12 protein-coding genes are annotated in these 13,273 nt (G+C 40.6%); 8 read left to right on the forward strand and 4 right to left on the reverse strand.

Annotated elements, in window-relative coordinates:
• From lpxD to lpxA, 3 genes are read left to right on the forward strand one after another with little or no spacing between them, the layout of a single operon-like run.
• Entirely contained in the window at positions 1-1,071 is a 1,071-nt protein-coding gene (gene lpxD, locus F957_RS14345) for a UDP-3-O-(3-hydroxymyristoyl)glucosamine N-acyltransferase (RefSeq protein WP_016540268.1), read from the forward strand.
• 6 nt (positions 1,072-1,077) lie between these two features.
• Positions 1,078-1,563, forward strand: coding sequence for a 3-hydroxyacyl-ACP dehydratase FabZ (fabZ, locus tag F957_RS14340; RefSeq protein WP_004653316.1), 486 nt, complete (start codon positions 1,078-1,080; stop codon positions 1,561-1,563).
• A complete protein-coding gene (gene lpxA, locus F957_RS14335) occupies positions 1,560-2,348 on the forward strand; it encodes an acyl-ACP--UDP-N-acetylglucosamine O-acyltransferase (RefSeq protein ID WP_016540266.1) in 789 nt (262 codons plus the stop codon). Before fabZ ends, lpxA begins: the two co-directional genes overlap by 4 nt.
• Positions 2,349-2,397: 49 nt before the next feature.
• On the opposite strand, the gene F957_RS14330 is transcribed toward lpxA, so the two are convergent.
• Positions 2,398-3,330, reverse strand: a complete 933-nt coding sequence (locus F957_RS14330) for an AraC family transcriptional regulator (protein ID WP_032860438.1) — start codon at positions 3,328-3,330, stop codon at positions 2,398-2,400.
• Between the two features lie 189 nt (positions 3,331-3,519).
• Here F957_RS14330 and F957_RS14325 point away from each other — a divergent pair, with 189 nt between their 5' ends.
• Positions 3,520-4,764 (forward strand): alkane 1-monooxygenase, encoded by a 1,245-nt coding sequence (locus F957_RS14325; protein ID WP_016540263.1) that lies wholly within the window; start codon positions 3,520-3,522, stop codon positions 4,762-4,764.
• Between the two features lie 159 nt (positions 4,765-4,923).
• Positions 4,924-6,276: a glutathione-disulfide reductase gene (gorA, locus tag F957_RS14320; RefSeq protein WP_016660234.1), complete on the forward strand. Its 1,353-nt coding sequence runs from the start codon at positions 4,924-4,926 to the stop codon at positions 6,274-6,276.
• A 32-nt stretch (positions 6,277-6,308) separates the two neighbouring features.
• On the opposite strand, the gene F957_RS14315 is transcribed toward gorA, so the two are convergent.
• Both F957_RS14315 and F957_RS14310 read right to left on the reverse strand, forming a co-directional pair.
• Positions 6,309-7,658: an ATP-binding protein gene (locus F957_RS14315; RefSeq protein WP_016540261.1), complete on the reverse strand. Its 1,350-nt coding sequence runs from the start codon at positions 7,656-7,658 to the stop codon at positions 6,309-6,311.
• Positions 7,655-8,326 (reverse strand): response regulator, encoded by a 672-nt coding sequence (locus F957_RS14310; RefSeq protein ID WP_016540260.1) that lies wholly within the window; start codon positions 8,324-8,326, stop codon positions 7,655-7,657. The genes F957_RS14315 and F957_RS14310 overlap by 4 nt, the downstream gene beginning before the upstream one ends.
• Positions 8,327-8,435: 109 nt before the next feature.
• Between F957_RS14310 and dsbD the strand changes: the two genes are divergently transcribed.
• From dsbD to dsbG, 3 genes are read left to right on the forward strand one after another with little or no spacing between them, the layout of a single operon-like run.
• Complete coding sequence (gene dsbD / locus F957_RS14305) at positions 8,436-10,385, forward strand: protein-disulfide reductase DsbD (protein ID WP_016540259.1); 1,950 nt, start codon at positions 8,436-8,438, stop codon at positions 10,383-10,385.
• Entirely contained in the window at positions 10,382-11,230 is an 849-nt protein-coding gene (locus F957_RS14300; RefSeq protein ID WP_016540258.1) for a TlpA disulfide reductase family protein, read from the forward strand. The genes dsbD and F957_RS14300 overlap by 4 nt, the downstream gene beginning before the upstream one ends.
• Positions 11,227-11,973 (forward strand): thiol:disulfide interchange protein DsbG, encoded by a 747-nt coding sequence (gene dsbG / locus F957_RS14295; RefSeq protein ID WP_016540257.1) that lies wholly within the window; start codon positions 11,227-11,229, stop codon positions 11,971-11,973. The genes F957_RS14300 and dsbG overlap by 4 nt, the downstream gene beginning before the upstream one ends.
• Positions 11,974-12,067: 94 nt before the next feature.
• Here the strand turns inward: dsbG and F957_RS14290 are convergent, their stop codons facing one another.
• Positions 12,068-13,267 carry an acyl-CoA dehydrogenase family protein gene (locus F957_RS14290; protein ID WP_016540256.1) on the reverse strand — a complete coding sequence of 400 codons (1,200 nt, stop codon included), beginning with the start codon at positions 13,265-13,267 and terminating at the stop codon, positions 12,068-12,070.
• Between the last annotated feature and the right edge of the window lie 6 nt (positions 13,268-13,273).

The raw sequence follows: 13,273 nt of genomic DNA on the forward strand, positions 1-13,273 counted from the left end.
ATGAATAGACGTACTTATCGTTTAGAAGAAATTGCTCACCTTGTCGAAGGTGAGCATTTCGGTGAAAAAGACTTTCAAATTTCTAATTTGGCAAGTTTGGAACATGCGCAAAAACAGCATATCTGTTTTGTGAATGGTGAGAAATACTTGGCGCAAGCCGAAGCAAGTCATGCTGGTGTGTACATTGTCACCGCGGCCCTCAAACAACAACTTACAAGTAAACAAAATTTTATTGTTGTTGATAATCCTTATCTGGCTTTTGCCACCTTAACCCATGTATTTGAAAAAAAGATAACTCAACGCGGTATTGAACGTACAGCCCAGATTCATCCTTCAGCAATCATTGCTGATGATGCTTATGTTGGGCACTATGTGGTGATCGGTGAAAATTGTGTGGTGGGGAACAATACCATTATTCAAGCGCATGCATTTCTCGATGATCATGTTGAGATTGGTAAAGATTGCTTTATTGATGCACATGTCACCATTACAGGGTCGGCTAAACTAAAAGATCGTGTTCGTATTCATGCGAATACTGTGATTGGGTCAGAAGGTTTTGGTTTTGCGCCTTATCAGGGCAAGTGGCATCGTATTGCTCAATTGGGTTCAGTTCGTATTGGAAATGATGTTCGAATTGGTTCAAATTGTAGTATTGATCGTGGCGCATTGGACGATACGATTTTGGCTGATGGTGTCATTATTGATAACCTTGTGCAAATTGCTCACAACGTCCAAATTGGAGAGAACACTGCGATTGCTGCAAATTGCGGAATTGCAGGAAGTGCGAAAATTGGCAAAAACTGTATCATGGGTGGCGCATCAGGCGTGGTTGGACACCTTGAAATTACTGATAATGTCACACTTACAGCAATGTCAATGGTCACAAAAAATATTTCTGAGCCAGGAACGTATTCTTCTGGGATGGGTTTGTTTGAAAATAGTCATTGGAAAAAGACAATTGTCCGTCTGAGACAATTAGCAGATGTGCCATTGACCCAAATCACTAAAAGGCTTGATCATATGCAAGCTCAATTAGAGTCCCTTGAATCAACCTTTAAGTTACGTAAATAATTTATTATGACTGAGTCTACATCTCCAGCATTTACAATGCCTGAATTACCCATGGATATTCTTACGATTCGTGAATATTTACCGCATCGTTATCCTTTTTTATTAGTCGATCGTGTTACAGAAGTAACTGAGAATAGTATTGTCGGTTATAAAAACGTCTCGATTAATGAAGAGTTTTTACAAGGGCATTTTCCAACTTATCCAATTATGCCGGGTGTGCTGATCATTGAAGCCCTAGCACAAGTTTCTGGTATATTGGGTTTTGTACTTACCAATCAAAAGCCAAAAGCAGGTTCTTTGTTCCTTTTTGCGGGTGCTGAGAAAATCAGATTTAAAAAACAAGTTGTTGCGGGTGACCAGCTTATCTTAAAATCTGAACTTGTGATGCAAAAACGTGGCATTTACAAGTACAATTGTACCGCTAGTGTTGATGGCAAGGTTGCCGCGACAGCAGAGATTATTATTTCCCACCAGAAAATAGAGCAGACATGAGTAGTCAAAATTTAATACATCCTACAGCAATTATTGACCCGTCTGCAGAAATCGCTTCTGATGTACAAATTGGTCCTTATTGTATTGTAGGTCCAAATGTAAGTATTGACTCTGGTACAAAATTACATTCACATGTTGTTATTGGTGGTTTTACGCGAATTGGTAAAAATAATGATATTTTCCAATTCTCGAGTATTGGTGAAATTTGCCAAGATTTAAAATATCAAGGCGAAGAAACTTGGCTAGAAATTGGCGATCATAATTCGATTCGTGAGCATTGTACCTTGCACCGCGGTACCGTTCAGGATCATAGTTTGACCAAGATTGGTAGCCACAACTTATTAATGGTGAATACGCATATTGCACATGACTGTGTTATTGGGAACCATAATATTTTTGCAAATAATGTCGGTGTGGCAGGGCATGTTCATGTTGGCGACCACGTGATTGTTGGTGGAAATGCTGGTATTCATCAATTCTGTAAGATTGACTCTTATAGCATGATCGGCGGAGCTGCTTTAATTCTTAAAGATGTACCTGCTTATATTATGGCTTCTGGTAATCCTGCACGTGCCTTTGGTATGAATATCGAAGGAATGCGTCGTAAGGGCTGGTCTAGAGATACCATTCAAGGTTTAAGAGAAGCGTATAAGCTGATCTATAAATCTGGTCTAACGACAGAACAGGCAATTGAACAAATTCGTAATGAAATTCTAGTAAAAACACCTGAAGCGCAACTGTTTATTGATTCGTTAGAACAATCAACACGCGGTATTGTGCGTTAATAACTGAACAGAAAAGAAAAAAGACACCGCGGTGTCTTTTTTTATAACTTTAACTTTCTTGTTCAATAAACTGCTGACGATATTGCTTCGGAGAGTGTTCAAAGGTTCGCTTGAATGCCTGACTAAACGCTGTTTCTGAAGAATAGCCAACTTTATTGGCAATTTGCTGTACAGAATAATTACTTTTACGTAGATACTGGCTGGCTAAACGCATACGATGCTGTTGTAAGTAGGCGAGAGGAGACTCACCAATTACTTCATGGAAGAGGCTGGCAAACTTTGAGCGTGACATACAGCATTGTTCTGCCAATGATTCAACTGTCCAAGCATCTTCAGGATGATTATGGATTGCAGCAAGGCTATTACTCAGTTCAGGATGGTTGAGTGCACTGAGCCAACCATGTTGAGTCGAGATCTGTTGGATATGATCTCGAATACATTTGATCAATAAGATATTCACCAGATGATCAATAATAATATCGCGACCTGCCTGAATATTCTGTGTTTCTAAGGCCAAAAAGTGTAAGCCGATTTGTAACCATTCTGGTGCATTAGTATCGCCATGTTGAAGATGGATAATTGATGGTAAAGCCTGAATAAAAGGCTTGGCCATAATGGTGTCAATTTGGCAACGTATTGTTAGAATCAGATTTTTTTCGGATGAGTGTGTACCGAACTCAATAGCATCTTCTTTATGACCATTGAAAAACTTTGAAATATCAACAGCATCAACCAGTTTGGTAATCGCATTATCTGCACCTGTATGTGCTTTGCCAGATGGAATAACCACAATTTCACCAGCATGTGCAGTTAAACTATTGTGTGCGTCAATTTGAATAAAAACAGAACCAACTAAAACAATATGAACAATTAAGGCGGTTTGATCTTGGCAGATAAAACTCCATTCTCCTTGAGTTTTCAAGTAGAGATATTCAGTGTGATTTAAATGAATATCAGCAAATATTTTACTTAAAGCATCCATATGATTTTTTAACGATGTATTCATTTAAATTATAGAGAGCTGTGCTAATAACTCAATATGTGTTTTTAGGACAAAAACAGGGTGGATGATGCCAAAGACTTTGACATAGCTTTTTTGGACGCTTGCAACTGTCATGAAAGCCATAATTCTTGAAAATATGTATATATATACAAAGACATGGATATGATGATGAATGCGCCAGTAAATGTTGAACAAGAACTTACGCCAGTAAGCATTCCAAAGTCAAAAACGGAGTTGGATCGTAAACGTTATTTATGGGCCATTAGCCCAGCTTTGCCTGTAATCGGAATTGGGATTTTAGCAGGTTATCAATTTGCGCCGCGCCCATTGAAAAAAATCTTCGCTTTAGGTGGCCCAATCGTTTTACACATCGTCATTCCGACGATTGATACCATTATTGGTAAAGATGCCAATAACCCAACTGATGAAGATATTCGACTTCTTGAGAAAGATCCGTACTATTCGCGTTTGGTGAAAAGCTTTATTCCATTGCAATATGCGGCTAATGTGTATGCATGTTATTTAACCAGTCGTAAAGAGACATCGTTTCTTGATAAGATTTTTCTTGGTATCTCAATGGGTGCCATCAACGGAATTGCGATCAACACTGCACATGAGTTGAGTCATAAACATGATCGTATTGACCATATTTTGTCGCATTTAGCCCTCGTGCCAACAGGTTATAATCATTTCCGAATTGAACATCCTTATGGCCACCATAAACGTGCTGCGACACCTGAAGATCCAGCATCTTCACAAATGGGTGAAACATTCTACGAGTTCTGGCCACGTACCGTGATTGGTTCTTTTAAATCAGCCATTGAGATTGAAACCAATCGTTTAAAACGTAAAGGTAAAGAATTTTGGTCAACTGAAAATGAACTCTTGCAAGGTTGGGGCATGAGTGCAGCTTTTCATGCATCGATGGTCGGTTTATTTGGTAAAGGTGTTATTCCTTATTTAGCGACTCAAGCATTCTATGGCATTAGCCTGTTTGAGATTATTAACTATATCGAGCACTATGGTTTAAAACGTCAGAAAGATAAGAATGGTAAGTATGAGCGGACCATGCCAGAACATAGCTGGAACAATAATAATATTGTGACTAACTTATTCTTGTATCAATTACAGCGTCACTCTGATCATCACGCTTATCCGACGCGTCCGTTCCAAGCATTACGTCATTTTGATGAAGCGCCTGAATTGCCAAGTGGTTATGCCAGTATGTTACTACCTGCTTTGATTCCACCACTATGGTCAAAAATGATGGATAAGCGTGTCTTTGATCACTACAAAGGTGATTTGAATAAAGCCAATATTTTCCCAAAACGTCGTGCAAAACTGTTTAAGAAATTTGGTGTAGTCGATCAATCTTTGCAGCAGACTCAGATTGAAGCCGTGACTGCCGAATAATTCAAGAAGCCTCCCAAAAGTAAGGCACTGATGAGTCATCATCAGTGCCTTTTTATTTTCTTGTATTAAAACTTTAACCAAGTAAGGATTTTAAATTTTCTTGCTGTATACCTATGTATAACTTAAAAATAATCTTGTAATCAATTTTATGAGGCGATGATGACAAAACATTATGATTATATTGCAATAGGTGGTGGTAGCGGCGGAATTGCATCGGTTAATCGTGCGGCAATGTATGGCAAAAAATGCGCATTGATCGAAAAAGCAGAGATTGGTGGAACATGTGTCAATGTAGGCTGTGTTCCTAAAAAAGTCATGTGGTATGCAGCTCATGTAGCTGAGTCAATTCAAAAGTATGGGCCTGATTATGGCTTTAACAGTAAAGTTGAGTCATTTGATTGGCAGGTTTTGATCAAGAATCGGCAGGCCTATATTGATCGAATTCATCAATCTTATCAAAATAGCCTAAGCAAGAATAATGTTGATCTTATTCAGGGATCTGCTTATTTTATTGATAAAAATACCATTGAAGTCAACGGTGAGCGATTCACAGCGGATCATATCTTAATTGCAACAGGGACACAGCCTTCATTACCTGATATAGAAGGTGTTAAATATGGGATTGACTCAAATGGTTTCTTTGAACTGACTGCTTTACCAAAAACCACAGCCGTGATTGGTTCAGGTTATATTGCGGTTGAATTGGCGGGTGTGCTGAACGCTTTAGGTTCTCAGGTTGGATTGTTTATTCGTAAAGATTTACCTGTAAGACGTTTTGATTCGTTTTTGAGTGAAACTTTGGTTGAGGTCATGCAAGCCGATGGCATCACTGTACATACCCAAGCCGTACCTGAAAAAGTCACAAAAAATGTGGATGGTTCCGTGGTACTGCATTTAGAAAATGGTGAAAGCCATAGCGTAGATTGTCTGATCTGGGCAACGGGTCGAGAACCCAATACTGCACGTTTAAACTTGGACAAAGCGAATGTTCAGCTTGATGAACGGGGTTATATTCAAGTCGATAAATTCCAGAATACCTCACAAAAAGGTGTCTATGCTGTCGGAGATATTACGGGAAAAATGGAACTGACACCGGTCGCGGTTGCCGCTGGACGTAGACTGTCTGAACGACTCTTCAATCAGAAACCAGATGAGCATTTAGACTACGACAATATTCCAACCGTGGTGTTTAGCCATCCACCGATTGGAACGGTGGGGATCACTGAGAAAGAGGCAATTGAACAATATGGTCAGCAGGCGGTCAAAGTCTATAACTCCTCATTCACTGCCATGTATAGTGCCATTACCCAACATCGCCAACCGACCAAAATGAAATTGGTTTGTGTGGGGGATAATGAAAAAATTGTGGGTATCCATGGCATAGGTTTTGGGATGGATGAAATTTTACAAGGTTTTGCTGTTGCCTTAAAAATGGGGGCAACCAAGAAAGACTTTGATAATACAGTTGCAATTCATCCAACCTCGGCAGAAGAGTTTGTTACCATGCGCTAGTATGCGCTTATCTGTGTGGTCATTTCGCTTTCTTATGATGGAGAAATGACCACTTTAAGGCCATTGGGGGCGTTTTGGCTGAACCTGATTGTGAAGCCATGTTTTTCCAATAGCAATTTCACCAGTGCTAACCCGAGTCCATGACCGTTGTTGTGTGCAGATTTACGCCAAAATCGCTGTGTAAGTAAACTAAGATCATGGTCATTTAAACCATGACCTGTATCACTAATCACTAAATCATGTGTTTGCATATAGATTTGAATTGGGGCTTGCGCGTGTAAATACGCATTTTCAATTAAATTTTTAAGCACAATCTTTAGAGCTTCATCAGGGAGGTTGAGTAGAGATAAACTATTCCAATCAACTTCTAATTGCTGTGGTAGGTCGTGATATTTTTGCTCGAGTTCATTGATCACCTGTTTGAGGCTAACAGTAACATCGACTCTATTCAGCTCTGGTTGAACAAGTGTCTCTGTTTTACTTAACAAGAGTAATTGTTCCAAAAGTTGTTCATATCGCTGGATGCTGAATTCTGCTTGTTCTAAATTATTCAGCAGCTTTTGCTGATCTTGCCGAGATTGCATCAGCATAAGTTTACTTAACTGCACATGGGTTTTAATGGCAGTGAGTGGACTACGTAGTTCATGTGCAGCAAATGCACTAAAGCTTTTTTCATTTTCCAGGCTCTGATGCAAGTTGTGTACAAGCGCGAATATGCTGTCTACAAAGGGTTGAATTTCTTTTGGAATATTTTCAGTGTTTAAATCGAGTAGATCGGTTGCCGCTGAGGAATGTTGGTCTTGTTGTTTTCTCAGGCGTTGTGCAATGTGATCCAGTGGCAGAAACTCGACACGAATAATCCATAAGATCAGAAGAATGCATAGAATTAAAGTAATGATTAAAGGCATCAGCACAGATTGTAAAATTTGTTTGAGCAAGGAGTAGCGTAGTTGTAATTTTTCCGCAGTGACGACCCGTATTTGGCCCTTTTGCAGGACATAACTACGCCAATCAATGCCATTTTCTTGCCAAGTACTAAAGCCTGCTTTTCTACTGCTTAAACTGGGTGAACCTTGGGTTCTTACTAAAACTTGTTGGTCTTCTGCAGGGTCATAACTCGAAAGTGAAACCTCACAGACGATTAAATTTTGCGGATTATGTTTTTGTTGTACTGAATCCAAGCTATTCATGATTTGATCTACAGGGAGTTGTTGAATTAAATGGGCAACCATTAATGCTGAAGCTGAAAGCCGCTCATCTAAGGTCTGTTGTAGGCGTTTTTCCAGATCGACATAAAGCCAATAAAATACCAAAGACCACAGCAGAATAAATACAAAGCAAATCGTGGTGACTAATCGCCATTTTAAACTGTAATTTTTCATATGCTTTGCTCAGGCACTTTGAACAGATAACCTACACCCCGAATGGTTTGAATGATGTCTGGGTGAATTTTTTGCCTTAAATGATAAATATGGACATTAATGGCATTACTTTCGATACTGTCCTGAAAACCATAGACCTTATCGATGAGATGTTCATTTTTAAGGATCTGGTTTGGGTAGAGCATAAACGTTTCAAGCAAACTATATTCGCGGCGAGAGAGGTTGAGCAATTGATCTTGGTAATAAGCTTGTTGCGTATCTTGATGCAGCTTTAAATCACCTATCTGTAAGATGTTTGAGGAATAGCCGCGGTTTCGTCTCGCTAAAGCATGGACTCTGGCAATCAGAATAGGCAAATCAAAAGGTTTGGTCAGATAGTCATCCGCACCTGTATTGAGGGCTTCAACACATTGCTGCGTTTGATTACGTGCTGTAAGAACCAGAACAGGTACGTGCAAACCGTCTTTTCGCCATGTCTGTAAGAGCTCCAATCCATCTTGGTCGGGTAAGCCCAAATCCAATAAACATAAATCCACCGCGCTGTTTCGAATAAAATAATCCGCAGCTTTGGCAGTATTGACATGTTCAACCGAAATATTTAGATAATCCAGTGCGGCGACAATCCCTTGTGCGATATAGGGGTCATCTTCAACAAGTACGACAAACATGGCTTTTCCTCAATCAGTGTACTCATTTTACAAACAAATACAGCTGTTAATGTTCTCTTAATTTTGTCTATTTGATAATGCCTGCATATTGAATTTTAGACCTATTGTTATGCGATTTCATTTTTTAACCGCTCTATTTCTTGGGCTAAGTAGTGGCACATGGGCTGCTTCAGACTTTCTGCCGCCAGATCAAGCATTTAAATTTGAAGCCAGTTCTATTTCTAAAGATACTGCAGAATTAAAATGGGACATTGTGCCCAAATATTATCTCTATCATGATCAATTCAAAGTCATTTCGAATGGGAAAAATATTCACTTAAATTTGCCAAAAGGGCAGCAAAAAGATGACCCTACCTTTGGCCTAACCGATGTCCACTACAATAACGTGACTGCGGAATTTAAGGTACAGCCGAATCAAAAATACCAGATTCAATGGCAAGGCTGTGCCGATGACGGGCTTTGTTATCCTGTACAACGAATGACGATTCAGACGGACGACACTGGTTTGTTACCACAGACTAAGCCCGTATCTTCTCAAACCAATTTGGCACTTTTAGCGCAAACACCGCAAAAGACCACACCAGATTCAGTTCTGCGCGATGAGCCTGCAAAAACAGCACCAATCGCGCCGAAAGCAGTACCAGCCCTTACTGATGCTGAAAATGTTCAGCAAAAGGCTGAGCTGTCGGATGCAGACCAGATTGAAAATGTCATAGAGAATGACAGCAATAGCAGCGTTGTTTCAGCAGCGCAATCGAGTTCTCTTGCTCAATCGATATCTGAGCAAAGTTTCAAACAGGACTGGAATAATGATCAGTTTTTTCTGCATTTATTGTCTAGCCAAACCGTTTGGATCAATATCATTGTTTTCTTGGGGTTTGGCATCTTATTGGCATTTTTACCGTGTTCCTTGCCTTTAATTCCAATTCTTTCAGGAATTTTAGTTCAGCAGAAGAAAGGACACCGCGCTGCATTAATTGCGATCACTTTCGTAGTCAGTATGGCATTGGTCTATGCGTTGATGGGATTGGTGGTGGCTCAGCTTGGCTTTAATATTCAGCGCTGGTTTCAAAACCCAGTTTTCATCAGCCTATTTGTACTGATGTTTATTGTGTTTGCATTGAACCTGTTTGGTCTTTATCAATTATCTTTACCTCAGGCCTTATTACAACGTCTAGATCGGCTGCAACAATCACAGAAGGGTGGAACCTTTATTGGTGCGGGTGTGATGGGGGCAGTATCGGCTTTAATCGTGGGCCCATGTATGAGTGCGCCACTTGCAGGCGCTTTACTTTATGTTTCACAACTTGAACATGGCTGGTTAGGTGGGCTTTACTTATTCTTGATGGGTCTGGGAATCGGAATTCCTTTGTTTATTGCCAGTGTTTTTGGGGCAAAGTATTTACCTAAACCTGGATTATGGATGGAGCGATTAAAATTTAGCTTTGGTTTTGTAATGCTGGCAATGGCGATTTATTTTGCTCGTCCATTACTGGGAAATGCAATCTATCATTCTGCTTTTGCCATTGTACTGTTTGTCGCTGCAGGATACTTAATCACAATTCTACGACACATCATGAAATTAACGCATCGATTGCTGATACTTGCTGTGATTGGTGTTGTGGCTGCAACAGGCACATGGCACGCACATCTTGCACTATCATCTTTGAGTCAACAACAGGTGTCCAGCTTACATCAATGGATTGTGGTGAGAAATCAACAAGAGTTACAGCAAGCCTTGTCAGCTCATCCTGATCAGCCAGTTCTAATCGATGTTTATGCAGATTGGTGTGTTGCTTGTCAGCCGATTGAACGTCAAGTGATTCCATCGGTAGAGGTACAAGCCGCCATTGCCAATGTTGTCAGAATTAAATTGGATTTAACCCATTATGAAGCGTCTCAAGACCTAATTTTAAAGCAACGTCAAATTTTAGGGCCACCAACAGTTTTATTCCTAAATGAACAGCATGAGGAACAGCGAAATTTACGTTTAACCGGCACATTTACTGCCCATCAGTTGGTTCAGAATGTTAAGCAACTGTCTGGAGTGCAACCATGATGATGTCTTCAGAGGCACTACATATCGGTGGGTTTATAGTGCCATGGTCATTACTGAGTATTTTACTGGGATGGCTCGCTGTATTTTTATGGGGAATGTACCTCAGTCGAAAGAATCAATGGTCTGAAAATGCTTGGCAGCACTATAAAGATTCGCTTTGGTCAGCTGTATTGATTGGGTTGATTGCGGCAAGAGCCGTTTTCGTACTGATACATGCGGATGCCTACTTTTCACATCCGATTGATATCATCAAGATTCAGGATAAAGGCTTTAGCCCCTTTGCAGGCATGATGGCTGCCGCTGCGTGGTTTATTTGGAAAAATCGCGCTTTAAAGTACAAGATGCTAGGCAGTAGTTTACTGGTCTTTATTGCGGTACAACTTGCAAATCTAGCCTTACTTAAGCCTTTTCAAGTCCAAGCTGAATATCCAGCACTTAGCTTTAATAACTTGCAACAGCAACCACAGGCTTTAACCCAATTTATTGGGCAACCTACTGTGATTAATTTGTGGGCAAGCTGGTGTCCGCCGTGTCATCGAGAAATGCCTGTGTTGTACCAAGCACAACAAGATTATCCAAATATCCATTTTGTCATGCTCAATCAAGGTGAAACCACGGATGTCATTAAAAATTATCTCAGCCAGCACCAGTTCAATTTTAAAAACGTTTTAGCCGATCCAAATGGCGAAATGGCACAACAAATGAAGATGTATGGTATGCCCAGTACTTTATTTTTCAATGCTCAGGGGCAACTCGTAGAGCGGCATATGGGGGAACTTAGTCCTGCAATGCTGAAACAATATCTGCAAAAAATTACTCAACTACGTGAGGTGTCTTCTCAATGAACCTGAATCTTAAACGTTTAGCTGCTGTTGCTCTCGCATGCTCTACAGCTCAAGGATTTGCCGCAGTCCCGACCATCAAACAGAAACTGGAAAAAGACGGATTTAGCTTTGTTAAACAAATTGAAGCACCTGCCCAAATGACAGGCTGGGCTGGACATATGCAACAAAATCCAATGACGGTTTTTATTTCGAATGACAATAAATATTATATCGTTGGGGATTTGCACAATGCCAAGGGGGATAATTTAACCGTTGATGCGCTGAATACGCATGTCAAACAATCGGTTTTGGATGATGTTTGGAAAAGTCTGGAAAAATCGACTTGGATTCAGGATGGCAATGTCAAAGCACCACGGATTATTTATGTCTTCTCTGATCCAAACTGTCCGTATTGTCATGCGTTTTGGGAAAAAGCCCGTCCTTATGTCAAAGCAGGCAAGGTGCAACTGCGCCATATCCAAGTTGGTGTGATCCGTGCTGAAAGTCGAGGACAGGCTGCCACACTTTTGGCTGCATCCAATCCGCAGCAGGTTTTTGAAGCATTTAATGCGGCGAAAGGGAAACAAAAATTGAAAGAATTAAAACCGATTCCAGCGCATCTTGCAGAAAAATTGGAATCGAATGAAGAAATGATGAATAAATATGGTTTTTATGCCACACCAGCTTTAGTCTGGAAAAATAGTCAAGGTCAAATGGAAACAGCGCAGGGCTTACCTAAGGATTTAAAACATGTTTTTGAATAAAAATCGATGAATAGAAATGCCGATTTATATGGCGATACATCAAATAAAAAGGACGTTATGAAAACGTCCTTTTTAGGTTATTGCCGATTCAAAATTATTTTAGTTCACTTGATGATTTACCCAATTCACGGCGGGCAATGATCAATTGCTGAATCTGTTGCGTACCTTCAAAAATATCCAGAATTTTTGAGTCACGCGCCCATTTTTCCAATAATTCATCTTCAGCATAGCCAACACTTGCTGCTAACTCGACACATTTGAGCGTGATTTCGTTACCCACACGACCCGCTTTGGCTTTTGCAATCGAAGCCTCTTTCGAATTTGGCTTTTTATTGTCTGCCATCCAGGTTGCTTTAATCATTAATAGACGTGCAGCTTCCCACTCAGCTTCCATACGATAGATTTGTGCTGCTAGATTTGAGGTCTGTAAGTAGGGAGTGGTGTAGTCTGGATCAAGCTGATCTTTGAAAATCTCTTTGATGCGTTCTAAGGATGCTTTGGCACAACCAACGGCCATGGCTGCGACAAGCGGGCGAGTATTATCAAAGGTTTCCATTACACCTGCGAAGCCTTTAGCCACATCAATTTCAGGGTTTCCCAATAAATTAGCAGCGGGCACACGACAGTCGATAAAGCTGATTACCGCGGTATCTGAGGCTTTAATGCCCAGTTTGTGTTCAAGACGTTCAACTTTCATGCCTGCTGTGCCTTTTGGTACCACAAAAGACTTGATCGCAGCACGACCTAATTTTTTATCCAAGGTTGCCCAGACCACAACCGAATCAGCACGGTCACCCGAAGTAACAAAGATTTTTTCGCCATTCAGGATATAATCATCGCCATCTTTGGTTGCTGTGGTGCGAATCGCAGCTGAATCTGAACCACAACCCGGCTCGGTAATTGCCATGGCTGCCCAAGTGCCTTTGAAGCGTTCCAGCTGTTCATCATTGGCGACTGCTGCAATTGCAGAGTTGCCCAGACCTTGGCGGGGCATACTCAATAATAGACCCGTATCGCCATAACACATTTCAATGATGCCGAGTGCCGCAGACATATTGCCGCCGTTTACAACAGCGTCCAGATTAGCTGTTCCACGTTTACTGGCATTAGCAGCACCAACACCTTCGCCACTTTCATTCATGCCATCCAGTAAAGCCGCAAGCATATCCAGCTCTTTGGGATAGGCATGTTCAGCTTTATCGTATTTACGTGAAATCGGACGGAGTACATTGAGAGCAGTTTCGTGTGCCTGATCAACCAGCATTTTGAATTTTTTCGGATTTTGTAAATTCATTATTGT

Origin of the sequence: Acinetobacter gyllenbergii CIP 110306 = MTCC 11365, from assembly GCF_000413855.1 — a bacterium.
Taxonomy (GTDB): Bacteria; Pseudomonadota; Gammaproteobacteria; order Pseudomonadales; family Moraxellaceae; genus Acinetobacter; species Acinetobacter gyllenbergii.